The sequence below is a fragment of the Saccharothrix sp. NRRL B-16314 genome, assembly GCF_000716595.1.
Classification (GTDB): Bacteria; Actinomycetota; Actinomycetes; order Mycobacteriales; family Pseudonocardiaceae; genus Actinosynnema.
In genome coordinates this window covers 63,195-89,512 of record NZ_JNXC01000032.1, presented here as the reverse complement: position 1 = coordinate 89,512, position 26,318 = coordinate 63,195, and the positions used below count along the sequence as shown (strand labels likewise).

8 protein-coding genes, 1 pseudogene and 1 CRISPR repeat array are annotated in these 26,318 nt (G+C 71.9%); of the genes and pseudogenes, 3 read left to right on the top strand and 6 right to left on the bottom strand.

What is annotated here, in order from left to right; all coding sequences use genetic code 11:
* Positions 1–164: 164 nt before the first annotated feature.
* Genes OQ02_RS32290 through OQ02_RS32280 form a run of 3 tightly spaced genes read right to left on the bottom strand, consistent with a single transcriptional unit; the run spans position 165 to position 2,604 of the window.
* Entirely contained in the window at positions 165–848 is a 684-nt protein-coding gene (locus OQ02_RS32290) for an AAA family ATPase (protein ID WP_197043596.1), read from the bottom strand.
* A complete protein-coding gene (locus OQ02_RS32285; protein WP_063747194.1) occupies positions 845–1,474 on the bottom strand; it encodes a 3'-5' exonuclease in 630 nt (209 codons plus the stop codon). Before OQ02_RS32285 ends, OQ02_RS32290 begins: the two co-directional genes overlap by 4 nt.
* Entirely contained in the window at positions 1,471–2,604 is a 1,134-nt protein-coding gene (locus OQ02_RS32280; RefSeq protein ID WP_033442429.1) for a hypothetical protein, read from the bottom strand. Before OQ02_RS32280 ends, OQ02_RS32285 begins: the two co-directional genes overlap by 4 nt.
* Before the next feature lie 178 nt (positions 2,605–2,782).
* Between OQ02_RS32280 and OQ02_RS32275 the strand changes: the two genes are divergently transcribed.
* The 3 genes and pseudogenes from OQ02_RS32275 to OQ02_RS42015 all read left to right on the top strand — a co-directional run.
* Positions 2,783–4,033 carry a helix-turn-helix transcriptional regulator gene (locus OQ02_RS32275; protein WP_033442428.1) on the top strand — a complete coding sequence of 417 codons (1,251 nt, stop codon included), beginning with the start codon at positions 2,783–2,785 and terminating at the stop codon, positions 4,031–4,033.
* Entirely contained in the window at positions 4,026–4,604 is a 579-nt protein-coding gene (locus OQ02_RS32270; protein ID WP_033442427.1) for an NUDIX hydrolase, read from the top strand. Before OQ02_RS32275 ends, OQ02_RS32270 begins: the two co-directional genes overlap by 8 nt.
* A gap of 286 nt (positions 4,605–4,890) precedes the next feature.
* Positions 4,891–5,221 (top strand): annotated as a pseudogene (locus OQ02_RS42015) (ATP-binding protein); the annotation flags it as partial.
* Positions 5,222–5,292: 71 nt separating this feature from the next.
* Positions 5,293–5,807: a CRISPR direct-repeat array (repeat unit 26 nt; unit sequence GGACCACCCCCGCTCGCGCGGGGAAG).
* 225 nt (positions 5,808–6,032) lie between these two features.
* On the opposite strand, the gene OQ02_RS32260 reads toward OQ02_RS42015, so the two are convergent.
* From OQ02_RS32260 to OQ02_RS32250, 3 genes are read right to left on the bottom strand one after another with little or no spacing between them, the layout of a single operon-like run.
* Complete coding sequence (locus OQ02_RS32260) at positions 6,033–6,224, bottom strand: MbtH family protein (RefSeq protein ID WP_033442426.1); 192 nt, start codon at positions 6,222–6,224, stop codon at positions 6,033–6,035.
* Positions 6,221–7,435, bottom strand: coding sequence for an MFS transporter (locus OQ02_RS32255; RefSeq protein WP_033442425.1), 1,215 nt, complete (start codon positions 7,433–7,435; stop codon positions 6,221–6,223). Before OQ02_RS32255 ends, OQ02_RS32260 begins: the two co-directional genes overlap by 4 nt.
* On the bottom strand, positions 7,432–26,313 hold the full coding sequence (locus OQ02_RS32250) for a non-ribosomal peptide synthase/polyketide synthase (RefSeq protein WP_033442424.1): 18,882 nt from the start codon (positions 26,311–26,313) through the stop codon (positions 7,432–7,434). Before OQ02_RS32250 ends, OQ02_RS32255 begins: the two co-directional genes overlap by 4 nt.
* Between the last annotated feature and the right edge of the window lie 5 nt (positions 26,314–26,318).

The window sequence follows — 26,318 nt, the reverse complement described above, 5'->3', positions numbered from 1 at the left end:
GGGTCTTTCTCGTAGGTGTGCATGGTTCCTCGTGTGCGCGGGTGGGTGGGTGGGTGGGTGCGGCGGGTGCGGGCGCGTGGGGAGGTCCGCGCTCCGTGTCACCCGCCGCACCATGTCCGGCCGGTGTGCGGACCGGTCGGTGGTCGAATGGACATTTCTGTCAGTCACCGTGAAGGCGGCGGCGCGGGTAATCCGAACTCGGAGAGCAAGGGCACGGTCGGTTTCGGGCGGTCCTCGTCGGAGTCCTGCGTTCCGGAGAGCCGGCCCAGGACGAAGTCGAGGGCGTCGTGCAGTGCGTGGTCCTGGCCGTCGGCGGGCAGCAGTCGGTGCGGCAGACCGAGATCGCGCAGGACGGCGCCGACGTGGTGGTCGGCCAGTTCCCTGAAGACCTGGTCAGGGTCGCGGGGTTTGTTGTCGCCCAAGGGGATTCCGGGGTCGAGGACGGTGCGGTAGACCAGGTCGTAGCTGGTGCTGTGGTCGCGGACGAGGGTTTCCAGTCGCGTCTGCACGTCGGGGTCGGGTTGTTCGCCCCGGTGGGCGAGGGCGGCGCGGTAGTAGCCCAGCGCGTCGGGGACCGCACGGTCGACCAGCACGACATCGCCGTGCAGCCACGATTCGAGCTCGTCGCTGATGCCCCTGGTGATGATCCACAGGGTGGAGGCCCACGTGTGGTTGCGCAGGATCGGCAACCCGACGCGTTGCGCCTGCTCGCCCAGATCGGCGACGGTGGCCACCTGGATCTGTTCACGACGCAGCTCGTGGGCCAACCGGGCCAGGAAGACGCTCTTGCCGGTCGAGTGGGTGCCCAGCACCGCCACCACGACCGGCTTCTCGACCTCTGCGGTCACCACAGCCCGTCCTCTGGTTTCCGGTCGGGCAGGAAGTCGGCGAGTGCGGCCGTGTGGACCAGGTCGTCCCAATCCAGTCCGGACTGGTCGACCAGGGTGTGGAAGAGATGCCAGGTGCACCAGGTGTCGTAGCCGGCGCGGTGGGGTCGCTGTTCGCCGATGCCGGTCGTGTCCAGTCCGATGTGGGCGACGAGTCTGTCGAGGCTGTAGCCGGGCAGGCCAGGCCAGAGGTGTTTGGCGAGTTTGAGGGTGTCCAGCACCATCGGCGGCTCCCAACCGGGCAGGTGCGCGCGCAGCACCCGGTATTCGGTGCTCGCGTTGTGCGCGACCAGAGTCCGGCCGGTCAACGCCGGCTGGACCTCGTGGGACACGCCGTGCCACCGTGGCTTGCGTTCGACCTGCTCATTGCCGATGCCGTGGATCCGGCGGGCGAACGCGGTGATCGGGACGGCGGGGCGCACCAGCCAGGAGCGCAGGTCGCGTGCGGTGACCGGGCCGTCGACGGGAAGCACGGCGATCTCCACTATCTGGGGCGGCCGGCCGCCGTTGCCTTCGATGTCGACCACCACCAGCGGATGCTCGTGCAGCACAGCGGGCAACTGCGCAACGGGTGGCGGGGCGGTCATGGTGCCTCCACGGTGGTGGGCCAGCCGAGGTCGGCGCGGCCGTGACGGTGCGGGTGGTGCGGCTTGGCCACGTCGTGGACCTGGAAGCCGAAGCTGTGCTGCATGAGGTAGCGGGCCTGCTCGTCCAGTCCGTCCACGACCACGGCCCGGTCGGTGATCGCGACCAGCCTGCCGCCCAGTTCCCGTGCCAGCGCGGCGGACGTGTTCGGGTCCGGCGGGTTCCACTCGGTCGCGCACCGGCCCAACTGCGCGACAGGGCAGATGTCGCACAGCTCGCGGATGCCGTAGTGGCCGTTGTAGTCCGCCACGCCGTGCGCGTACGCGACCGCGCAGGAAGTCTTGCGGAACAACACCGCACCGGAGTGGCGCGCGGCGGCGGTCAGGATTCGCTGCTCCAACCGCTCCGGGAACACCTTGCGCCGCGCCCCTGCCTCGTACGGCTCGGGCAGGCCCTGCGTCCGGTAGTAGTCGCGGATCTCGTCGCGGTAGAACAGGCCGGTGAACACCGTCGCGTGCGCGAGCCGGCCGAGTTCCAGAGCCTGTGACAAGTGGTCGTCGGTGTCGTTGAGACCCGGCACGATCGGACGCCAGTACAACACCACCCGATACCGGTCGGCGTGTTCGAACGCCGTGCGCAACGACGCCGCGGCGATACCGGAGTCGACCGGTTCGATCCGGACGTCGTCGATACCCGAATGAGTGACGAGCACGGTCACTTTCAGATGGCGCAACGCGTTCAGCGCGGCGCAGTCCTCCGGCTCCACCCGCCACCGGGTGATCACCAGCACGTGATTGGTCAAGCCCCGCCCGTCCAGCAATCGCAACAACCGGAACAGGTGCGGCTTCACCGAGGGCAACATCGGGTCCGTCGCCCTGTTGAGCAACTGGATCGGCGTGACGTGGGGTCGGAAGAACCGGTGACCGGTCAACAACGCCACCGCCTCGTCCTCTCCCATCAACGCGCGCGGCACCTTCATCCCGAAATTCCCGAACAGGTGCCGCACGCAGTACCCGCAGTCCAGCGGACACCCCACGATCCAGTTCAGGCTCAACCCCGACTTGCGGTACTCGACCACCTCCACCAACTCCGGCCTCAGCCGGACCCGCTCTGCCTCGTCGAGAAGCCGCACCCTGACACCCCCTCGCCCTCGCCCTGCCCCTGCGGTCGCATCAGTGCGCCTGCCTCCCCTGATCACCCGATTCAGCCTGGGGCCATTCGACCCGTACCAGCTACGATTGCGGAACGGGGCAAACCGGTTACGCAGAGCATTTGCCCTCTATTTGCCCCCTGCCACAGCGGAGCGGACCGTGACCGAAGACCGGACGCACGACCAGGCGCGTCCCGCAGCGGCGCTGCTCGCCGACGAGATCAAGCGCCGCCGCAACGCCGCAGGACTCAGCCAGCCACAACTCGCCCAACGAATCGGCTACACCCGCCAGTACGTGTCACTGGCCGAACGCCCCGGCCACAACCTGCCCTCACTCGAAGTCGTCAAAGCCATCGACGAAGCCCTCGGCGCGGATGGACACCTCATCGCCCTCCGCGAGCAAGGTAAGGCGGAACAGCGGAGGAGTCGCAAGGGTAATAAGGCGGCAAAGTCGATCGATCTGCCTGCAACCGCTCTGGATGTCGAGCCATGGGTAATTGCCGACAATCTGACACGGTCTGGTATCGACGGTGCCGCGTTGGATAACATGGAAAAGGCGGCCTACGCCTACGCGCAGCGATACCCGGCGATTTCGCCCGACCGGCTGTGGCCGGCTGTGTCCGGCCAGATCACCCGGATCAACGAGGTGTTGTCGAGTCCACAGCCGCTGCGGTTGCGTCGCCGTGCGGTGTCTCTGTTGGGTGTATTGACGGGCATCGCCGGGAACTTGTGCTTCGACCTCAACCGTCACGATCAGGCTGGTGGCTACTTCGACGTGGCCGAGTTGGCCGCCCTCGAAGCGGAGTCCCCGGACCTTGCCGCCTGGGTCTTCGCCGTCCGCTCACTTGGCCCGTTCTTCACCGGGGACTACCGTTCCGCAGTCGATCTGCTGGTTCGCGCCGACCACGAAAGCAACTCGTCCAGTCCGCGACGTCGCGCTTGGGTGAATGCTCTGTTGGCGCGTGCCGCAGCGGCGTTGGGCGGCACCCAAGCCAGCCTGAAGGCGCTGGACGCTGCCTATCGCTACGTCGGCGAGATCAGTGATCCACAGGAGGGAACCGACTTCTTCGATGCGGTCCGCCTGGACGGCATCGCGGGCACCACCTATCTCCTCCTACGTCAGACCGGACCCGCCACGTCGTTGTTGCGAGCCGCACTCGAACGGCGTGCCGGACACGATGTGAAGGGACGAGCACTTCTAGCTCTTGATTTGGCCGAGTGTCTTCTCTACGACGATGAGCCGGTCGAGGCGGCCCGAATGGCCATCACCGCACTGGACTGGGCGGACGAAGCGATGATCGAACCAATCCTGACCCGGGCACAAGCTCTCCGCGTCCAGATGGTTCGCTCGGTCGGACTGGCGGGCACGCGGAGCCTTGACGCCAGGCTCAGGGAGGTGGCACGTGGCTGACGATTCGGCACAGTGGACGGTCCGGGGAAGCCGGAGGGTGTACGCCTCCGAGTGGGTCAACGTCGACCTCGACGACGTGGAGATCCCCGGCGGCCCGCGCTTCGAGCACCACGTCCTCCGCTTCCCTCGCGCATCGACCGGAGCCGTCGTGGTCGACGGTGACCGCATTCTGTTGCTGTGGCGGCACCGTTTCACCACCGACACCTGGGGCTGGGAGATCCCCGCAGGGTGGTCGGAAGAAGGCGAAGATCCGGTCGAAGCCATCATCCGCGAGGTCCGCGAGGAAACTGGGTACGAGCCCCAGAAGATCACACCCCTGGTCACCTACAGCCCCATGACTGGCATCAGCACCCAGCGATACCACGTGTACCTGGCTGAAACTCCGTCGCTGGTTGGCGTACCTGAAGCCGCCGAAGCCAGCCGAGTCGAATGGATACCAGTGACCCACGTGCCAGCCCTGATCGCCACTGGGCAGATCACCGACGGCCCATCGCTCACCGCACTGGCGGTCTACCTCGCCACTGCCGGATGCTCCCGGACAACACAGTCCTCAGGCGCCGCTGACGAATGACACGCTGCAGAGACAGGCGTCGACCCCTGATCCAAAGCTGGCAGGCCGGCGCTGCCTTCCCCGACCCGACCGACTCTCCCGCGCGAGGAGACGCAGCCACCAGAGCCGGATTGGTCCGCGCCTCGGGACCATCCCGCTCGCGCGGGAAATACGAACTGGACCGGGGGCTGGAAGTCGCATTTCGACGGACCAGCCTGCTTGCGGGGGAAGACTGCGACCGCGGTGCGGCAGGCCCGCCCAGTCGTGGGACCACCCCCGCTCGCGCGGGGAAGACCAGGACACAACGCATCACGCCGGTCGGCTCCAGGAGGAACTGGTCAAGCTCGGTCGTGTCCCGCTGCTCGTCGTGGACGAGGTCGGCTACATCCCGTTCGAGGCCGAGGCCGCCGACCTGTTCTTCCAGCTGGTCTCGTCCCGCTACGAACGGGCGAGCCTGATCGTCACCAGCAACAAGCCCTTCGGCCGGTGGGGGCGAGGTCTTCGGTGACGATGTCGTGGCCGCGGCCATGATCGACCGGCTGGTCCACCACGCCGAGGTCATCTCGATGAAGGGGGACAGCTACCGCCTCAAGGACCGCGACCTCGGCCGCGTCCCCGCGGCCAGGACCACCGGCTGAAGTTCGAAGGAGCGGGGGTGGGTCCGTTTTCAAACGACGCTGCTGGGTCCACATTCGAGCGCCGTTGACAGGGACCACCCCCGCGCGCGCGGGGAAGACCTCAACGAGAACGGTGTGCAGGCCACCGTCGACGGACCACCCCCGCTCGCGCGGGGAAGACCTGGCCACGCACGTGCACCTGGCGAGCGGCCGGGGACCACCCCCGCTCGCGCGGGGAAGGCCTCAAAATGACGCCCGACCACATCGACGACGCCGGACCACCCCCGCTCGCGCGGGGAAGACGAACGCCTTGCCGGCGTCGCCCGGGTCGTTGACGGACCACCCCCGCTCGCGCGGGGAAGACCCCGGGCCGCGCTTCTGGTCGCTCGTGCAGTACGGACCACCCCCGCTCGCGCGGGGAAGACCTCGTGCCGCTGACGGCGGGTGCGGCCTGGCTGGGACCACCCCCGCTCGCGCGGGGAAGACGGTACGGCCTCCACGGTTCGCACTGCGAGCAGCGGACCACCCCCGCTCGCGCGGGGAAGACACCCCGCTCGACGAGCAGCACGGACGGGACGCCCGGACCACCCCCGCTCGCGCGGGGAAGACACTTCTTGACCAAAGGCTTTAGGTGGCGCTGTGCTGTTATTGCATCGGTTTGATTGTGGGTGATCGGCCATCGAACCGCGTGGCCGTGAGGGTACAGGTCGCTGCTTCGGACGGTCGGGCGCTCGATCGTCGTAGTCGTGGACAGTGCTGGTGCGGTGCGGATGGTGCAGTGGGTGCGGTGTGGCCCACGGGCTGGACGCCCGTGGGCCACACGGCGTTGGGCTCAGTCCATGGCGGCGCGCAAGGACGCTGGGCGCATGTCCGTCCACACCTCGTCCACGTGCGCGGAGCACTCGTCCTTGGTGCCCTTGGTGCCCTCGAACCTCCACCCGGCGGGCACGTCGTGGTGTGCGGGCCACAGGGAGTACTGGCCCTCGTCGTTCACGAGCACCTGGTAAGCGATGTCGTCCCTCATGCCTTCTCCTCCTGAATCTTCCCGTACGCCCGCAGCGTCGGGCTCAACGTGACGAAAACCGTGACCAGCGCAATCCCCACCGCACACACCACCACGGCGGTCCGGGCGGACAGCGTTTCGGTCAGTGCGCCGCCCACCAGGGGGCCGATGGCGCCCGCCGTCCCGACGACGACCCCCATCACCCCGCTCAGCCGTCCCCTCAGCTCGTCAGGCGTCAACAACAGCTGGTGGGTGCTGATGGTGGTGTTGGCGGTCGGCGCGAGGAACGCCATCAGCGCGAACAGCACCCCGATCAGGTACGCCGACTCGACCAGCAACGCGCACGGCACCAGCAGCGTCAGCACCCAGAACACCGACGCGATGGACCGGTGCGGCCCGAGCACCCGGTGCAGGAACGGGGCGGCCAGGGCACCCAGCACACCGCCCACCCCGAGCATCGCCGCCATCACGCCGATCGCGCCGGCCGACTCGCCCTGGTCCTTCACCAGCACGATGACGACCAGGTAGAACGCGGTGAAGAACAGGTTCAGCACCACCGCGCACAGCGCCGTCACCCGGATCTCGCGCCGGCTCCACACCCACCGCAGCCCCTGACCGATGGACCGCAGCAAGTGCGGGTGGGACTCGACCGGCGCGGACGGCGGCACCCGCAGGAACAGCAGGGCCACGAACGCCACCACGTGCGTGACCATGTCCACCAGGAACGGCAGCCACCGCGTCACGGCGAACAGCACACCGCCCAGCGCCGTCCCCGCCATCTGCCCCAACGACGACCGGGCGCTGTTCATCGCCACCGCCGTCGCCAGCTGGGACTCCGGCACGAGCCGGGGCAGGCACGCGTCCTCCGCCGGCTCGAACAACGCCCGGCACACGCCCAGCACCGCGGCCACCGCCATGATGTGCGCGATCGTGACGGCGTCCACCCACAACGCCACCACCAGCCCGCCCAGCGCCACCACCTGGACCGCCTCGCAGCACAGCATGATCCGACGGCGGTCCCACCGGTCCACCAACGCCCCGGCGGGCAGCCCCACCAGCAGTTGCGCCGTGGCGTCCACCGTCAGCACCAGCCCGGACAGCACCGGCGACCCGGTCAGCACCAGCACCAGCAGCGGCAGCGCCAGCATCGAGGCGCTGAAGCCCACCTCGGCCAGCGCCTGACCGCCCCACAGCAGCGTGTAGTTCCGGTTGCGCGCCAACGACGTGGTCATGCGGCACCTCGACAATCCGCGGCGATGGCCCGCAACGCCGCGCCGAAGTCGGCGACCACCGCTTCGATCTCCGCCGCCGAGTGCACGGCCGGGTGGTAGTACCAGGTGAAGCCCAACGTCCGGCCGGCCTCGCCGACCACGTCGAGCACGTGGTCTCCGGCGTCCGCCGGGTCGTGGTCCAGGCCGACGGACGGCAGCGCCGACCGGTACAGCCCGGTCGACTCGGCCGAACCGCCGTCGAACTGGCCCAGGTAGTTGAACGACACCGCGGGCCGCCCGGCGTCGGGCACCAGGCCGTGCTGCCGCAGCGCCCCGTAGCCGAAACCGTTGCCCGGCACGGCGCGCAACTGCCGCCGCACCGCCTTCACCCGGTCCCGCCACGTCCCCTCCGGCAGGTCAAGCGCCACCGGGAACATGGTGGTGAACCAGCCGACGGTCCGCGAGAGGTCCACGTCCAGCACGTCCTCCCGCCCGTGGCCCTCCAGGTCCACCGCGACCCGCGACGACCCGGTCCACCGGGACAACGCCCACGCCAACGCGGTCAGCAGCACGTCGTTGATCCGGGTCCGGTACGCGGCGGGCGCACCGCGCAGCAACACGTCCGTGTCCTCCTCCGACAACTCCACCGTGACGGCTTCCGTCCCGCCCTGAGGCGGCGGAGACGGCGGGAACGGCGTGCTCCAGTGCTCGATCTCCTCGTCCAACCCACCGCCGAGCACGTGGGCTTCCAACCGCCGCGCCCACTCCTGGTACGAGGTCGTCTTGGCACCGAGGTCATCGCCCCGGTACGCGGTCTCCAGGTCGTCGAGCAGGACCCGCCAGGACACCCCGTCCACCACCAGGTGGTGCGCGACCAGCAACAACACCGGCTGCGCGGCCCGGAACAGCACCGCCTTGAACAACGGCCCGGTCTCCAGGTCGAACGACGCGTGCACCTCGTCCGCGACGGCTTCCACCTCCGACATCCCGTCGACGACGGTCAGCACGTCTACCTCGCCGACGTCGTCGTTGTGCTGCCGCCACACCCCGTCGACCGACGTGAACCGCAGCCGCAGAGCGTCGTGGTGCGCCACCAGCACGCCCAACGCCCGCCGCAACGCCGCCACGTCCACCGCCGGGTCCAGCTCCACCATGTGCGACTGGTTGAAGTGGTGCGGGTTGCTCCGCCCCGAGTGCAGGAACCAGTGCTGGATCGGCGTCAACGGCACGTCACCCACCACCGGCGCCCGATCGGCCGCCGACACGGCCTCCACCGACACGTGCGGCGCCAGGGACGAGATGGTCTGGTGCGTGAACAGGTCCCGCGTGGCGAACCGGTACCCGGCCTGCCGCGACCGCGCCACCACCTGCATGCTCAGGATCGAGTCACCGCCGAGCGAGAAGAAGTTGTCCTCCACCCCGACGCGCGGCACGCCGAGCACGTTCGCCCACACCGCCGCCAGCGCCTCCTCCACCGGCCCCGACGGCGGCACGTACTCGCCGCCGGTCACCGCCGAGAAGTCCGGCTCCGGCAGGCGTGCCCGGTCGACCTTGCCGTTCGAGCTGATCGGCAACGCGTCCACCGGCACGAACAGCGACGGCACGAGGTAGTCCGGCAGCGACTCGCCCAGGAAGTCCCGGACCTTCGCCACCTCACCCACCACGTACGCGACGAGCCGCTTGTGGCCACGGGCGTCGGCCCGCGCCACCACGACCGCCTCGCGCACGTCCGGGTGCCGCAGCAGGGCCGTCTCGACCTCGCCGAGCTCGATCCGGAACCCGCGGATCTTCACCTGCTCGTCGGCGCGTCCGACGAACTCCAGCACCCCGGAGGCGTTCCACCGCACCACGTCGCCCGTGCGGTACATCCGCGACCCGGGCGGCCCGAACGGGTTCGCCACGAACCGCGACGCCGTCAGCCCCGGCCGGTCCAGGTAGCCGCGCGCCAGCCCGACGCCCGACACGTGCAGCTCACCGGCCACCCCGATCGGGACGGGCCGCAGCTCGCCGTCCAGCACGTGCACCCCGGTGCCCGGGATCGGCCGCCCGATCGGCGGCGCGCCACCGGGTTCCAGCGGTCCGCTCCACGACGTGACCACAGTGGACTCGGTCGGCCCGTACGCGTTGACCATCCGCCGGCCGGGCGCCCACCGCCGCACGAGGTCCGCCGAACACGCGTCACCGCCCACGACGAGCGTGCGGAACGTCGGCAGCGCCACGTCCGGCACGGTGGCCAGCGCCACCGGCGGGATCAGCGCGTGCGTCACCCCGTAGGTGTCGATCACCTCGGCCAACTGGTCGCCCAGCAGCGGCCCCGGCGGCGGCACGACGAGCGCCGCACCCGCCGGCAACGACAGGCACAGCTCCAGCACCGACGCGTCGAAGCTGGGGGAGGAGAACTCCAGCACCCGGTCACCCGGCGACACGTCGAAGTGGGCGATCTCCGCCGCCGAGAACGCGGGCAGACCGGCGTGCGTCACCACGACGCCCTTCGGCCGCCCGGTCGACCCGGACGTGTAGATCACGTACGCCGGGTGCTCCGGCCGCACCGCCACACCGGGATTCGTGTCGGGCTGCCCGGACACGTCGACCGGACCGTCCAGCACCACCAGCGGCCGGGCGTCGGCCAGCATGAACGAGATGCGCTCCGCCGGGTACTCCGGGTCGACCGGCAGGAACGCGGCGCCGGCCTTCAGCACCGCCAACTCGGCCACCACGAGGTCCACCGAGCGGGGCAGCCGCAGCGCGACGACCCGCTCCGGTCCGGCGCCGAGCCCGATCAGGTGGTGCGCCAGGCGGTTCGCCCGTGCGTTCAGGTCGGCGTACGTGACGTCGACCGCGCCCGTCAGCGCCAACGCGTCCGGCGTCCGCACCACCTGCGCCTCGACCAGCTCCACGAACCCGAGACCGTCGAACGCAGAACCCGCAGAACCCGCAGAACCCGCAGAACTTGCCGGACCCGTGGAACCCCACGCCTCCACCGTCTCCAGCTCCGCGTCCGGCACCACCGGCAACGACCACAGTGGACGGTCGGCGTCCGCCGCGATCCCGGCCAGCAGCACGCCCAGGTGCTCGACCAGCCGCCCGACCGTGCCCGCGTCGAACAGGTCGGTGTTGTACTCGACCGACCCGTGCAACCGCCCGTCGTCCGCCTCGGCGAATTCCACGGTCACGTCGAACCCGGTGCTCACCACGGGCTGCGCGACGTCCGACGCGTCCAGTCCCGGGAAGCCGGTCGCCTGCGGCGCGTTCTGCAACGCCACCACGGCCTGGAACAACGGCGTGCGACTGGTGTCGCGGTCCGGCTGCACCGCGTCCACCACCCGCTCGAACGGCACCTCCTGGTGCGCGAACGCGTCCAGCACGGTGTTCCGCGTCCGGACCAGGAACTCCGGGAACGTCTCGGACGGCTCGATCCGCGCCCGCAGCGTCACCGTGTTGACGAAGAACCCGATCAGGCCCTGCGTCTCCGGCCGGTCCCGCCCCGACGCCACCGTGCCCACCGCGAAGTCGTCCTGCCCGGACCACCGGTGGAACAGCACCTGGCAGGCCGCCACCAACGCCATGAACAACGTGCCGTCCACGGCCCGCGCCAGCTCGCGCAACCGGTCGGCCACCGCCGCGGGCACCGTGAACTCCGTCTGGGCGCCCGCCGTCGTCTGCACCGGCGGCCGTGGCCGGTCGGTCGGCAGCTCCAGCGCGGGCACGTCCGCCAGCTGCGCCCGCCAGTGGTCCAGCTGCGCGTCCAGCGGCTGTTCCCGTTGCCAGGCAGCGAAATCGCCGTACCGGATGGGCAGCGGGGGCAGCTCCTCACCGCCGTACAGGGCGGTCAGGTCGGACATCAGCACGCCGCCGGACCAGCCGTCGGTGACGATGTGGTGCGCGGTCAACGCCAGCACGTGGTCGTCCGGCCCGAGCCGCACCAGCACCGGCCGGAACAGCGGCCCCTCGGACAGGTCGAACGGCTCCACCGCGGGCATCTCGTCCACCACCGGCAGCACGACGTCCGCCGGCGGGTGCACCACCGCCACCGGCAGCCCGTCCACCGCCGGGAACGTGGTCCGCAGCGACTCGTGCCGCGCCACCACCCCCGTCAGCGCCCGTTCCAGCCGGGGCACGTCCAGCGCGCCGCGCAGTCGCACGGCCAGCGGCGTCACGTACTCGGTCCCGCCGGGGGAGAACTGGTCCAGGAACCACAACCGCTGCTGCGCGAACGACAGCGGCACGTCACCGTCGACCCGGGGGATCACCGTGACGTTCGAGGCGAACCCTGGAGGAGTGGTCCCGGAGAGGCGGGCCGCGAGCGCCATCACGGTCGGGTGGTCGAACAGGTCGCGCGGCGACACGTCGTAGGACGACCGCAGGCGCGACACCACCCGGATGCTGGAGATCGAGTCGCCGCCGAGGGTGAAGAAGTTGTCCTCCGCGCCCACCGCGTCCACACCCAGCACGTCGGCCCACACGTCCGCGACCAGCCGTTCGGCCTCGGTGCGCGGCGCGACGAACCCGCCCGCCGTCGACGCCTCCCGTTCCGGCGCGGGCAGCGCGGCCCGGTCCAGCTTGCCGCTGGCGTTGAGCGGCAACCGTTCCAGCGCCACGTACGCGGTCGGCACCATGTACTCGGGCAGTTGCCGCCCCGCGTGTTCGCGCAACCCGGCGGCGTCCACCTGCCCTGCCGGCACGTAGTAGGCGACCAGGCGGTTCTCCCGCAGGACGACCACGACCTGCGCCACGGCGTCGTGCGCGGCCAGCACGGCCTCGACCTCGCCCAGCTCGATCCGGAAGCCGCGCAGCTTGACCTGGTGGTCGGCGCGGCCCACGAAGGCCAACTGGCCGTCGTCGCGGACGCGGACCAGGTCGCCGGTCCGGTACATCCGCGCACCCGGCGCCCCGAACGGGTCGGCGACGAACCGCTGCGCGGTCAGCCCCGGCCGGTCCAGGTACCCGCGCGCCAAGCCGACACCCGAGACGTACAGCTCCCCGGTGACACCGACGGGAACGGGCTGCAACGCGTCGTCCAGCACCCGCACCGAGGTGCCGGGGATGGGCCGGCCGATCGGTGGCGTGCCGCCGGGTTCCAGCGCCTCGCTCCACGACGTGACGACGGTGGACTCGGTCGGGCCGTAGGCGTTGATCATCCGACGGCTGGGCGCCCACCGGCGCACGAGTTCGGCCGAGGTCGCGTCGCCGCCCACCACCAGGGTGCGCAGCGTCGGCAGCTCGCCATCCGCGACGGTGGCCAGCGCCGCCGGCGGGATCAGCGCGTGGGTGATGCCGAACCCGGTGACGAACCCGGCCAGCTGCTCGCCGAGCAGCGGTCCGGGCGGTGGCACGACCAGCGTGGCGCCGGCGGGCAGCGCCATCCACAGCTCCAGCACCGAGGCGTCGAAGCTGGGGGAGGAGAACTGGAGCACCCGGTCGCCCGGTGACACGTCGAAGCGCGCGATCTCGGCGGCCGAGAACGTCGCCAGGCCGGCGTGCGTGACGACCACGCCCTTCGGCTTGCCGGTCGAACCCGACGTGTAGATCACGTACGCCGCGTGTTGCGGTCGCAGCACCACGTCCGGTGCGTCGGCGGGCAGCCCGGCCAGGTTCGGCAGGGCGTCCAGGACGAGCGCCGGCCGTGCGTCGGAGAGCATGTAGGCGACGCGGTCCGCCGGGTACGAGACGTCCACCGGCAGGTAGGCCGCGCCCGCCTTGAGCACGCCCAGGATCGCGACGACGAGCTCCGGCGACCGCGGCAACGTCAACGCCACCACCGACTCCGGTCCGATGCCCGTCCCGATCAGGTGGTGCGCCAACCGGTTCGCGCGCTCGTCCAGCTCCCGGTAGGTCAGGCTCGTCCCGTCACTCGTCACCGCCACCGCGTCGGGGGTGCGCGCGGCCTGCGCGGCGAACCGCGACTTGATGGTGTCCTCCACCACGGCACCGGACGCGGGGCCGTGCCACGACGCGAGCACCCGGTCCAGGTCGGCGTCGGACAGCCACGGCAGCTCGAACACCCGCCGGCCCGGGTCGGCGCCGATCCCGTCGAGCAGCCGGCGCAGCCGGTCGCCGAGCGCGGTGACGGTGGCGGCGTCGAACAGGCGTGGGTCGTAGTTCAGCTCCACGTGCAGCGAGTCGTCCAGGTGCGCGGCCACGGTGAGCGGGAACGTGGTGGTGTCCGTGCCGCTCGCCTCGCCGACCCGCGGCCCGCCGTCGGGGGTGTCCTTGTCCACGGGGTAGTTCTCGAACGCCAGGAGGCTGTCGAACAGGCGGGAGTGCGGGTCCGACTCGATCCCGGCCCAACCCCGCAGCTGCGCCAGCGACACGTGCTCGAACCGCCGTGACTCGATCTGCGACTCCTGCAACCGCCGCAACCAGCCGACCACGTCGGCCTCGGGTTCGACCGACACCCTGGTGGGCACGGTGTTGATGAACATGCCGACCATCGACTCGACGCCGGGCAGCTCGGCCGGGCGACCGGACACCGTGCTGCCGAACACCACGTCCCGCCGGCCGGCGGTCCGGGCCAACAGCAGCGCCCACGCGCCCTGGACCAGCGTGTTCACCGTGAGGCCGTGGGTGCGGGCGACCGCGTCGAGGCGTTCGGCGGGCAGGTCGAGCACGACCCGGGCGGACGACTCGGCCCGGTGCGCCTCGGCCGGCGGCCGGTCGAACGGCAGGGGGGTGGGCGTCTCGAACCCGGCCAGCACGCCGCGCCAGTGCGACTCGGCGGCGGTCTGGTCCACGTCGGCGAGCCAGGCCAGGTAGTCGCGGAACGGCCGCCGGACCGGTGCCGGGCCGCCCGCGCACTCGTTCAGCACCTCGCCGAACACCTGCGCCGTGCTCCAACCGTCCAGCAGCACGTGGTGCGACGTCCACAGCAGGTCGACCTCGGTGTCGGACACCCGCCCGATCGTCAACCGCATCAACGGCGCCGCGGTCAGGTCCACGCCGGCGGCGGCGTCGGCCGCGACCAGCTCGTCCGTGACGTCCGCGTAGGTCACCGGCACGGTCACGCCGCGCCGGACGACCTGCACCGGCTCGTCCAGGCCCTCCCACACCAGGTCGGAACGGAGGATCGGCGTGCGGTCGACGACCCGCTGCCACGCACGCGCCAACCGCTCCGGGTCCACATCGGACAGTCGTACGCGCAGCTGGTTGACGTAGGCCGTGCCGTCGTCCACGAGGCTGTGGAACAACATGCCCGCCTGCAACGGCGTGAGCGGGTAGACGTCCTCCACGTCCCGGTCGGTGATCCGGTCCACCTGGTCGGCGGTGAGCGCCGCCAGCGGGAAGTCGGACGGCGTGCGGCCCCAGGCGTCAGGCCGGGCGCAGAACGCCACGATCCCGCGCAGGGCGTCCGCCATCCCGTCCGCCAACGCCCGCACCTCGGCCTCGTCGTGGACGTCGGTGGAGTACTCCCAGTCCACCACGAGTTCGCCCGCGGACACGGCGGCGGTGATGTCCAGCAGGTGCGGGCGGGTCAGGTCGTCCGGCACCTCGCGGCCGTGGTCGACCTCGGCGTCCGACGACTCGGCGAGCCCACCGCCCCACTGGCCCAGGTAGTTGAAGCAGACCCGCGGCAGCGCGCCGGTCACGCCGCGGTCGCCGTACTTGAGGGCTTCGTAGCTCAACCCCATGTCGGGGACGGCCCGCAACTGCTCCTTCACCGACTTGAGCGAGGTGCCCCAGTCGCCGTCGGGCAGTCCGAGCTCCACCGGGAACTGCGCGGTGAACCAGCCGACCGTCCGGGACAGGTCCACCCCCTCGAACAGCTCCTCGCGGCCGTGGCCCTCCAGCGCGATCAGCGCCCGCCCGCCGAACGCCGACGTGAGCGCGGTGAGCAGCACGTCGTTGACCCGGGTCCGGTAGGCGTCGGGGACGGCGTGCAGCAGCGCGTCCGTCTCGGCCCGGCTCAACCGGACCGACACGCTCCGCGCGGTGCCGGCCGTCGTCGGCACGGGTTCCTCCACCGGCACGGCGGCCCAGTGCGGCAGGGCGCCGTCGAACCGGCCGTCCCGCACGTGCCGGTCCAGCCTGCGCGCCCAGTCGGTGAACGCCGTGCTCTTCGGGCCGAGTTCGCCACCGGCCAGCACGGTGTCCAGGTCCGCCAGCACGATCCGCCACGACACCGCGTCGACCACCAGGTGGTGCGCGGTGACGAACAGCCTGCCACCGGGGAACAGCACCGCGCGCAGCAACGGGCCGCGCCTCAGGTCGAGGCTCGCCCGAGCGAGTTCGGCCTCGGCGGCGAGGTCGGGAGTGGTCGCGACGCAGAACACGTCGGACTCGTCCTCCGCCACTTCCTGCCGCCAGACGCCGTCCACCTGGCTGAACCGCAGCCGCAGCGCGTCGTGGTGGGCGACGACGGCCCGCACGGCGGCCTGCACCGCGGCGGGCTCGACGTCGCCCAACTCCACCACCACGGACATGGTGAAGTGCGCCAACGGTCCCTGTTCCGTGAAGAACCAGCGCTGGATCGGGGTGAGGGGCGCATGACCAGGCGAATCAGGCATGACGGGCTGGTGGTTCGGCCCGCTGGTCGTGGTGACGGCGAGCGCGAGGTCCGCGACCGTCTGGCGCAGGAAGACGTCCTTGGAGGTCAGCTCCAGCCCCGCCTGGCGGGCCCGCGACACGACCTGCATGCTCAGGATCGAGTCGCCGCCGAGCGCGAAGAAGTTGTCCCGCGCGCCGACCCGCTCGACACCCAGCACGTCGGCCCAGATGTCGGCGAGCGTGGCCGCGACACCCGGTTCGGGCGCCACGTACCCGGCGTCGGTGAACGTCGGCGCGGGCAGTGCCCGCCGGTCCACCTTGCCGCTCGGCGTCAGGGGCAGCGCCTCCAGCGGCACGAACGCGGACGGCACCAGGTAGTCCGGCAGCCGCTGCTTGAGCCAGCCGGCCAGGTCGGGCGCCGTGCCGACGGTGTAGGCGACCAGCCGCTGGTGGCCGTTGTGCTCGCGTGCCACCACGGCCGCCTGGGTCACGGCGGGGTGGTGCAGCAGCGCCGACTCCACCTCGCCGGGTTCCACCCGGAACCCGCGGACCTTCACCTGGTCGTCGTCGCGGCCCAGGTAGTCGAGCTGGTCGCCGACCCAGCGGACCCGGTCGCCGGTGCGGTACATCCGGGAGCCGGGCTCGCCGAACGGGTCGGGCAGGAACCGCTGCGCGGTGAGACCCGGCCGGTTGAGGTAGCCGCGCGCGACCTGTGCGCCGCCGAGGAACAGCTCACCGGGCACACCGGACGGCACCGGCCGCAGGTCGTCGTCCAGCACGTGGGCGACGAGGTTGCCCAGCGGACGGCCGATCAGGGGCCGGTCACCGGTGACGCGGGTGGCGACCGCGTCGACGGTGACCTCGGTCGGGCCGTAGTAGTTGTGCGCCGTGGTCCGCGACCCGGCCAACTCCCGCCACAGCGGTTCGGGCAGCGCCTCACCGCCGAGCATGAGCACCGCCGGCACGTGCCCGCCGTCGAGCAGACCGGCCGGGATGAGCTGCCGCACGTACGACGGGGTGAGGTCGAGGAAGTCGATCCGGTGCTCGCGCACGTACCCGACCAGGGCGGCCGGTTCGAGGCGGACGTCGTCGGTCAGCACGTGCAGCTCGTGGCCGTCGGCCATGAGCAGCGGACCCTCCCACGACGTGTCGAACGAGAACACCGCGCTCAGCGCGACCCGCAGCCGCCGGGCCGAGAACGTCCGGCGGTGGTCGTGCAGGAGGTTCGCCAGCTGCCGGTGCTCGACCACGACGCCCTTGGGCACGCCGGTCGAACCGGACGTGTAGATCACGTAGGCGGCCTGGTCGGGCCGCAGCGGCACGTCCGGAGCGGTGGCGGGATAACCGGTGAGGTCCGGCACGGCGTCGAGCACCAGCGCCGGTTCCGCGTCGGCGAGCAGGAAGTCCACACGCTCGCGGGGCAGGCCGTGGTCGACCGGCAGGTAGACCGCGCCCGCCTTGTGCACGGCCAGGATCGCCACCACTGAATCGGCCGAGCGCGGCAGCGACACCGCGACCGCCCGCTCCGCGCCGGACTTCCCCGGGGAGGCGCCGTGCGCCAGCAGGTGGTGCGCGAGCCGGTTGGCCCGCGCGTCGACCTCGGCGTACGTGAGCCGGTGGTCACCGCACACCAGGGCCGTGGCGGCGGGCGTGCGCTTCGCCTGCTCCTCGAAGAGGTCGCGGAACGTCAGGTCCGGGACGTCCAGCCGCACGCCCCGGCCGTCCGGCTCGTCACCCAGCAGCAGCGGCAGCTCGACCACCGGGAGGTCCGGCCGCGCGGTGATCCCGTCCAGCAGCGCGACCAGGTGGCGGCACATCCGGTCGACGGTCGCCTCGTCGAACAGGTCGGTGCTGTACTCGACGGCGCCGAGGAGCGCCCCGTCCACCTCGCCGAACTCGAACGTCAGGTCGCACGTCGAGGTCAGCAGCGGTGGTTGGACCTCCTCCACCCGGAGCCCGGCCAACCCGGGCACCTCGGTGCCGAAGTTCTGCATCAGCACCATCACGTCGAACAGCGCGTTGCGGCTCGGGTCGCGGTCCGGGTGGACCGCCTCCACCACCCGCTCGAACGGCACGTCCTGGTGCGCGAAGCCGTCGCGCACGGTAGCCCGGACATCCGCCAGCAACTCGGCGAACGACCGTCGTGAGTCCACTGTGGACCGCAGCACGACGGTGTTCACGAACAGGCCGACCACGTCGTCCAGCTCGGCCGGCCCACGCCCGGACACCGCCGTGCCGACCGCGATGTCGTCCTGCCCGGTGTACCGGGACAGCAGCGCCTTCGTAGCGGTCAGCAGTGCGGTGAACAGGGTGTCGCCGTGCTCGGCGGCCAGTGCCTTCACGGCCTTCGCGACCGGCGCGGGCACGGTGAACTCGTGCATCGCGCCCGCCGTGCCCCGCACCGCCGCACGCGGCCGGTCGGTCGGCAGCTCCAGCGGCGGCACACCGGCCAGGCGTCCGGCCCAGTAGTCGACCGGCGTCTCCGTCAGCCAGGCCGTGTAGTCCACGTACTGCACGGTCGGCGGCGGCAGCTCCTCACCCGCGTACAGCGCGCCGAGATCGCGTGCCAGGACACCGGTCGACCAGCCGTCCGTGATGATGTGGTGCAGCGTCAGCACGAGCACGTGCTCCTCCGGCGCCACCCGCACCAGGCGGGTCCGGAACAGCGGGCCCCGACGCAGGTCGAACGGCGTGCTCACCTCTTCCAGCAGCACCTCCTCCCACGGCTCGTGCTCCACCGCGAGCACCACGTCGTACGGCTCGTGCACGATCTGCACGCCGTCGTCGAACGTCGTGCGCAGCGACTCGTGCCGTGCCACGAGACCGTTGAGGGCGCGTCCGAGCGCGACCAGGTCCAGCGGCCCGTGCAGGCGCATCGCGGTGGGCGTGACGTACTCGGTGCTGCCGGGCTCGAACTGGTCCAGGAACCACAGCCGCCGCTGGGCGGGCGACTGGTCGACCCTGGCCCGGACGGACGGGGGGTGGGTGCCACCGCGCGGGATCACCGGGATGGCACCCACCCCCACCTCGCCGGTACCCGCCGCATCGAGGATGGCGGCGGCGAGCCCGGACACCGTGGGGTGCTCGAACACCGCGCGCGGCGACAGCTGCACGCCGAACGCCGCGCGCAACCGCGAGGTCACGCGGATGCTGAGGATCGAGTCACCGCCGAGGCGGAAGAAGTCGTCCGTCGCGCCGACCCGGTCCAGGCCCAGCACGTCGGCCAGCACGTCGGCGACGACCCGTTCCGCGTTGGTGCGCGGTGCGACGAAGTCACCGGTCAGGTCGGGCTCGGGCAGTGCCCGCCGGTCCAGCTTCCCGCTGGGGGACAGGGGGAGTTCGTCCAGCACGACGACCGCCGACGGCACCAGGTAGTCGGGCAGCCTCCGGGCCAGCGCGTCGCGCGGGTCGGTCTCCGGTGCGCCGGTCACGTACCCGATCAGCCGGTTCTCCCGCACCACCACGGCCGACTGGCGCACGCCGGGCACCTCCAGCAGCGCCGCCTCGACCTCACCGGGCTCGATCCGGAAGCCCCGGAGCTTGACCTGGTCGTCCGCCCGCCCCAGGTACTCCAACACGCCGTCGACCCACCGCACCCGGTCACCCGTGCGGTACATCCGCGCTCCGCCGGGGGAACCGGGCGCCGCGCCGAACGGGTCGGCCACGAACCGCTGCGCGGTCAACCCCGGCCGGTCCAGGTAGCCGCGCGCCACCTGGGCGCCCGCGATGAACAGCTCACCGGGCACGCCGGGCGGCACCGGCCGCAGGTCGGCGTCCAGCACGTACACCGCGAGGTTGGGCAGCGGCCGGCCGATCACCGGCCGGTCGCCGACGACGGGCGTCGCCACCGAGTCCACCGCCACCTCGGTCGGCCCGTAGTAGTTGAAGCCCTCGACGGGCGACTCGGCGATCGAGCGCCACAGCGCCGCGTCCACCGCCTCGCCGCCGAGCATGATCCGGCGCAGCCCCGACTCCAGCAGCCCGGCCTGCACCAGCTGGCGCGCGTAGGACGGTGTGAGGTCGACGGTCCCGATGCCGTGCCGCTGCAGGTACCCGATCAGCGCGGCGGGGTCGAGCCGCAGGTCGTCGTCGATGACGTGCAGCTCGTTGCCGGCGGCCAGGAACAGCAGCCCTTCCCACGATGTGTCGAACGAGAAGGTGGCGGTGACCGCGAACCGGGTCGGCTCGCTCATCCGCAGGCCCTCGTGGTTGGCGTAGAACAGGTTCGCCAGCTGCCGGTGCTCCACCACCACGCCCTTGGGGGTGCCGGTCGAGCCGGACGTGTAGATCAGGTAGGCGGCGTGTTCGGGGCGCAGCTCGACCGGGGGCGCGGTGTCGGGCAGCCCGGTCAGGTCGGGGACGGCGTCCAGCACCAACGCCGGTCTGGCGTCGCGCAAGAGGAACGCGATGCGCTCGGCGGGCAGGCCGGGGTCGATCGGCAGGTACACCGCGCCCGCCTTGAGCACGGCGAGCACCGCCACCACGAGATCGGCAGACCGAGGCAGCAGCACCGCGACCGTGCGTTCGGCACCGGCTCCCGTTGGCCAGGCGCCGTGCGCCAGCAGGTGGTGCGCCAGCCGGTTCGCGCGCGCGTCCAACTCGGCGAACGTCAGCGATGTCCCCTGGAACACCAGAGCGGTCGCGTCCGGCGTCCGGCGGGCCTGCTCGGCGAACACCTCCGGGTACAGCGCGGACGGCATGTCGCGCCCGGTGCGGTTCCACTCCACCAGGACCTGGTGGCGCTCGGCGTCGGACAGCCACGGCAGGTCCGCGATCCTCGTCGACGGGTCGGCCGCGATGGCTTCCACCAGCGACCGCAGCCACCCGGCCAGCCGCTCGGCCGTCGTGGCGTCGAACAGCTCCGGGTCGTACGCCAGGTCGATGTCCAGCCGGTCGGTCAGGGACGCGCTCAGCGTCAGCGGCAAAGTCGTGTTGTCGACCGCGTCCACCTCGACCACGCGCGGCCCGGTGCCGTTCGGGTCGTACGGGTAGTTCTCGAACACCACCACGCTGTCGAACAGCCGGCCACCGGCGCCCGGCTCGATCCGGGCGAACGACTGGATCTCCGACAGCGACGTGTGCTCGAACCGCCGGGACTCGCTCTGCGCGGCCTGGAAACCGCGCAGCCACGTGCCCACCTCGGCGGTGCGGTCCACGACCGCCCTGGTCGGCACCGTGTTGATCAGCATGCCGACCATGGACTCGACGCCCGCCAGCTCGGCCGGGCGACCGGACACCGTGCTGCCGAACACCACGTCGTCCTCACCGGACGCGCGGGCCAGCAGCAGCGCCCACGCGCCCTGCACGACCGTGTTCACGGTCAGGCCCGCGCGCTGCACGGCCTCACCCGGGTCCACCGAGAACCGCACCGACTCGGACGCCTCGGACCGGTGCGCCCGGGTGGCCGTCCGGTCGTACGGCAGCGGCGTCGGTCCGTCCACATCGGACAGGACCGCGCGCCAGTGCGCCTCGGCGGCGGCGCGGTCCTGCGCCGCCAACCACTCCAGGTAGTCCCGGAACGGCCGCCGCGCGGGCAACCGGGCCGGCGTGCCGGTGGTGATCGCCCGGTACTGCTCCAGCACCTCGCCGAACACCTGCGCCGTGCTCCAGCCGTCCAGGATCACGTGGTGCGACGACCACACCAGCTCCACCCGGTCACCGCCCAGCGGCGTGACGCCGACCCGCAGCAGCGGCGCGACGCCCAGGTCGATCGGCCCGTCCACCGGCCCGGCGGGCAACTCCACGTGCCGGTGCACGACCTGCACCGGCTCCGCCACCCCGTCCCACACCACGCTGGACCGCAGCACGGGCGTCCGGTCGACCACCCGCTGCCACGCCTGCCGCAACGCCGCCGGATCACCGACACCGTCGAGCATCAGCCGCACCCGGTCCACGTACGCGCCGGGCTCGACCAGGCTGTGGAACACCATGCCCGCCTGCAACGGCGTGAGCGGGTAGACGTCCTCCACGTCCGGCCCCGCGAGGGCGTCCACCTGTTCCTGCGTGAGGCGTGCCAGCGGGAAGTCCGACGGCGTGCGCCCGCCGGCGTCGGGACGAGCGCAGTGCGCCACGATCTCCCGCAGCCCGTCGAGGGTCCGCTCGGCCAGCCGCCGCACGGTCGCCTCGTCGTGAACGTGCTCGGAGAACTGCCAGGTCAGCTCCAACTCGCCGCGCTCGACCAGCCCGGTCACGTCCAGCAGGTGGGTGCGCGTGTCGTCGGGCGACACGTCCTCGCCGACCTCCCGGCGTGCCCGGTAGAAGCCGCCGTCCGCCACGTCGAACCGGCCGTGGTAGTTGAACGAGACCTGCGGCAGCGGCCCGCCGCCCGGCTGCCCGACGTCGAGGGCGCCGAAGCTCAACCCCCGGTGCGGCACCGCGCGCAACGACTCCTTGACCGACTTCAGCGTCCGGCCCCAGTCGTCGTCCACCTCCAGCACCACCGGGAACTGCGTGGTGAACCAGCCGACCGTGCGGTTCAGGTCGGTGCCCGGCACCAACTCCTCACGGCCGTGGCCCTCCAGCGTCACGCCCACCGCGTCCCGCCCGGTCCACTCGGCCAACGCCCGCCCCAGCGCGCTCAGCAGCACGTCGTTGACCTGCGTCCGGTACACCGGCGGCACGGCCGTCAGCACCGCGTCCGTCGTCGCCCGGTCCAGCCGCACCGACACCTGACACGCCGAAGCCGCCGTGTTCGGGCCGTCCCGGTCCACCGGCAGCGCTTCGGGCGCGGGCAGCGAACGCCAGTGCTCGCGCGCGTCGTCCAGCGCGCCGGACCGCACGTGCTCGTCCAGCCCGTGCGCCCACTGCGTGAACGACGTGCCGACCGGCTCCAGCGGCACACCCCGGTAGGCCTGTTCGAGGTCTCCGAGCAGGATGCGCCACGACACGCCGTCCACGGCCAGGTGGTGCGCGGTAAGCAGTAGTTCCGGTCGTTCGCCGGGGAAGAACACGGCGCGCAGCAACGGCCCTTCGGCCAGGTCCAGGCTGCGCTGCGCCTCCCGCGCCGCGGTCTCCACGTCCGTGGCGAGCCGGAACACGTCGACCTCGGTGTCCGCGACCTCCTGCACCCACCGGCCGTCGACCTGGTGGAACCGCAACCGCAGCGCGTCGTGGTGCGCGACCACCGCGCGCACGGCGTCCCGCAGCACCGCCTCGTCGACGCCGGGTTCGAGCTCGACCAGCAGCGACATGGTGAAGTGCAACGGTTCCCCGGTAGCGGAGACGCGGTCGGCGAAGAACCACCGCTGGATCGGGGTGAGCGGGGCCGGGCCGGAGCGGACGGGCAGGGTGATCAGGTCCTCGGCCGCGTCCGACACCACCGGCGCCAACTCGGCGATCGTCTGGTGCCGGAACACGTCCCGCGAGGTCAGGTGCAGCCCGGCCTGCCGGGCGCGGGACACCAGTTGGATGGACAGGATCGAATCGCCGCCCACCGCGAAGAAGTTGTCCTCCACGCCGACCCGGTCCGCGCCGAGCACCTCGGCCCAGATCCGGGCCAGCTCGGCTTCGACCGGTGTGCGCGGCGCGACGAACTCGCCGTCGCCGACCGCCTGCGGCGCGGGCAGCGCGGCCTTGTCCAGCTTCCCGTTGGCGGTCAGCGGGAGGTGGTCGAGCTCGACGAACGCCGACGGCACCGAGTACTCCGGCAGCGTCCGCCGCAGGTGCTCCCGCAGGTCCGCCGGACCGGTCGTGACGACGTACCCGACCAGCCGGGTGTGCCCGTTGTCGGTGCGCGCGACCACGGCGGCCTCCCGCACGTCCGGGTGGCTCAGCAGCGCGGCCTCGACCTCGCCGGGCTCGATCCGGAAACCGCGGACCTTGACCTGCTCGTCGGTGCGACCCAGGTATTCGAGGACGTACCGCTCTGCCTGGTTGTCGGCTCCGCCGACGGCGAGCATCCGCACCTTGTCGCCCGTGCGGTACATCCGGGAGCCGGGCTCGCCGCAGGGGTCGGCGAGGAAGCGGTCCGCGGTCAGGCCCGGCCGGTGGAGGTAGCCGCGGGCCACCTGGGGCCCCGCGAGGAACAGCTCGCCGGGCACCCCGACCGGCAACGGCCGCAGGTCGTCGTCCAGGACCCGCGCGGTGAGGTTGGCCAGCGGCCGGCCGATGACCGGGCGGTCGCCCGTGATCCGGCACGACACCGCGTCCACCGTGGTCTCGGTGGGGCCGTAGAAGTTGTGGGCGGCGACGTCGGCCCGCGCCAACTCCTGCCACAGCGCCGTGCCCAGGGCCTCGCCGCCGAGCATCAGCACCTTGGGCCGCCGGTCGCCGTCGAGCAGGCCCGCCGCGAGGAGCTGCCGGGCGTAGGACGGGGTGAGGTCGAGGAAGTCGATCCGGTGCTCCCGCACGTACCGCACCAGTGCGGTCGGCTCCAGCCGCACGTCGTCGGTGAGCACGTGCAGCTCGTGGCCGTCGGCCATGAGCAGCGGGCCCTCCCACGACGTGTCGAAGGAGAACACGGCGGACACGGCGACCCGCAGGTGTTCGCCCGCGAAGTCCGCGCGGTGGTTGTGCAGCAGGTTCACCAGCTGCCGGTGCTCCACCACGACGCCCTTGGGCTTGCCGGTCGAGCCGGAGGTGTAGATCACGTACGCCGCGTGGTCGGGCCGCAGCGGCACCACCGGGGCGGTCTCGGGCAGACCCGCGGTGTCGACCGGCGCGTCGATCACGCGCACCGCGCGCGAGTCCTCCAGCAGGTACCGCCGGCGTGCCTCGGGCAGCCCCGGGTCGACGGGCAGGTACACCGCGCCGGCCTTGAGGATGCCCAGGATGCCGATCACCCACTCGGCGTCGCGCGGCAGCGACAGCGCGACGACCTGCTCGGGCTCCACGCCCTCCGCCAGCAGGTGGTGGGCCAGCCGGTTGGCCCGCGCGTCGACCTCGGCGAAGGTGAGGCGGGTGTCCTCGCACACCAGGGCCGTGGCGTGCGGCGTGCGGCGGACCTGCGCCTCGAACAACGCGGGGAACGTGGTGGCCGGCACGTCGAGGTCCCGGCCCGTGCCCGCCGGCTCGTCGCCCAGCAGCAGCGACAGCTCGGCCATCGGCCGGTGCGGGTCGGCGGTGATGCCCGCCAGCAGCACCAGCAGGTGCCGCGACAGCCGGTCGACCGTGTCCGCGTCGAACAGCTCGGTGCTGTACTCGACGACACCGTGGATGCCGTCGTCGTCCTGGGTGAAGTCGATGCTCAGGTCGAAGTTCGACCAGGCGCGGGTGAGCGGGTGGTCCTCCACCCGCAGGCCCGGCAGCTCGGGCAGCGCCCGGGAAGCGTTCTGCAGCACCACCATCACGTCGAACAGCGGCGTCCGGCTCGGGGCGCGGGTCGCGCCCACCGCCTCCACCACGCGGTCGAACGGCACGTCGTCGTGCGCGAACGCGTCCAGCGCGGTGCGGTTGACCTGCGCCAGGAACTCGGTGAACGACCGCGACGTGTCCACGGTGTCCCGCAGCACCACGGTGCCGACGAGGAAGCCGACGAGCCCGGCCAGCTCCGGCCGGTTCCGCCCGCTGGTGACCGTGCCGACCGCGATGTCGTCCTGCCCCGAGTAGCGGGCCAGGAGCAGCTTGCACGCGGCCGTCAGCGCGGTGAACAGCGTGGTCTCGTTGACCCGCGCCAGCTCGGCCAGGTCGCCGGCCAGCCGGGTGGGCAGCGTGAACTCGTGCGTGGCGCCCGCGGACGTGCGTTCCGCCGGCCGGGGCCGGTCCGTCGGCAGCTCCAGCGGCACGACGCCCGCGAGCCGGTCGACCCAGAAGCCGGTGTCGACCGGCCGTTCCCGCTGCCACACGGCGTAGTCGGCGTACTGGAGGGTCGGCGGGGCCAGGGTCTCGCCGCGGTAGAGCGCGGCCAGCTCGTCCATGAGCAGGCCGAGCGACCAGCCGTCCACCACGATGTGGTGCGCCGTCAGCAGCAGCACGTGCACGTCGTCGGACCCGACCAGCCGGAACAGCGAGGCGCGGAACAACGGCCCGCGCCGCAGGTCGAACGGCCGGTCCAGCTCCGCGCGCAGGTCGTCGACGTCGGTCACGTCGAAATGGGCTACGTCGAAATCGGCTACGTCGAAGTCGAAGTCGTCGTGCACCACCTGCACCGGCCGGCCCTCGACCTGGTCGAACGTGGTGCGCAGCGACTCGTGCCGGCGCACCAGCCCGCGCAGCGCCCCGGTCAATCGATGCCGGTCGAGCGAACCGGTGAGCCGCAACGCCACCGCGCTGGTGTACTCGGTGCTGTCCGGCTGGAACTGGGCGAGGAACCACAGCCGCTGCTGACCCGCCGACAGCGGCAGCGGCTCGTCCCGCGGCGCGGGCGGGATCACGTCGGCGCGTGCGGGTCGGCCGGCGGCCTTGCCCGCGAGCCGGGCGCGGAGGAGTTCGCGCACGTGCTCCGGCAACGCGGAGATGCGGTCGTGCTTGGAGGTTGTCATGTCGG